The organism is Delftia sp. ASV31 (assembly GCF_016428765.1).
GTDB classification, from domain to species: domain Bacteria; phylum Pseudomonadota; class Gammaproteobacteria; order Burkholderiales; family Burkholderiaceae_C; genus Comamonas; species Comamonas acidovorans.
Map to the genome: position 1 here is coordinate 1 of NZ_JAELTK010000196.1, position 868 is coordinate 868.

Sequence of the window (868 nt, forward strand, 5' to 3'; positions counted from 1 at the left end):
GGCCTGAGCGGTGCGCAGGCGCTGATCCTCATGGCCTTCTCTGCCCTGCCCACCGCATCGTCGTGCTATGTGCTGGCCGCGCGCATGGGCTACAACGGCTCGTATGTGGCGGGGCTGGTCACGCTGTCCACGCTGCTGGGCGTGCTCAGCCTGCCGTTTGCGCTGAGCCTGCTGCAGTACTGATGCCGCTGTGCCGCGTCGCCCCTACAGCACGGCACGCATGTCGTCCGTGAAGGCGGCCGTGATGTCGTCCTGGCGTGCGCGCTTCTTGGCCACCATGGTGATGTCCACGTCATAGCTGAAGAGGGATTCGTCCAGCGCATGCAGCAGGCCGGCAGCCACATAGGGCGCCGCGTAGTGCTCTGGCAGGTAGCCCAGGTGGGCGCCTGACAGGATGAGGATGGCGGCCGCCTCCATGTTGTCCGCCTCTGAGGTGACATGGCGCGGGCGCCCCGTCAGCGGTGCCTGCGGCAGCGGATAGGTGCGCCAGGTCCAGTCGGCCTCCCCCGCCTCCTGCGCGCCGATGCGGCCCGCGCGTGCGGCAAATGGATGGCTGGCGCTGCAATAGGCCACCTGCCTTTCGCTGAACAGCAGCGTGTATTCCAGCGCTGGCGCGCGGTGCAGGAAATAGCCCACGGCGACCTGCAGCTCGTCGCGCAGCAGCATTTCCTCCAGCTCGCGCGGCCCGCGCACCAGCACCGACAGGCGCACGGCCTCGTCGCGCTGGCGAAAGCGCTGTATGGCCCGCCCCATCAACGCGTTGTATTCCATGGGTGCATTGCCGATCAGGCCGATGGCCAGGCTGCCGACCAGCTGCCGGTGCATGTTGCGCGCCTGCGCACTGAAGCCTTCCAGTCCCTGCAGGGCC

1 protein-coding gene and 1 pseudogene are annotated in these 868 nt (G+C 68.2%); one reads left to right on the top strand and one right to left on the bottom strand.

Going from position 1 to position 868, the window contains the following annotated elements:
* Positions 1-183, top strand: a pseudogene (locus JHD82_RS28990) (AEC family transporter); the annotation flags it as partial.
* A gap of 21 nt (positions 184-204) precedes the next feature.
* Here JHD82_RS28990 and JHD82_RS28995 read toward each other — a convergent pair.
* The coding region (locus tag JHD82_RS28995; RefSeq protein ID WP_199140346.1) for a substrate-binding domain-containing protein at positions 205-868 on the bottom strand (664 nt) is incomplete at its 5' end.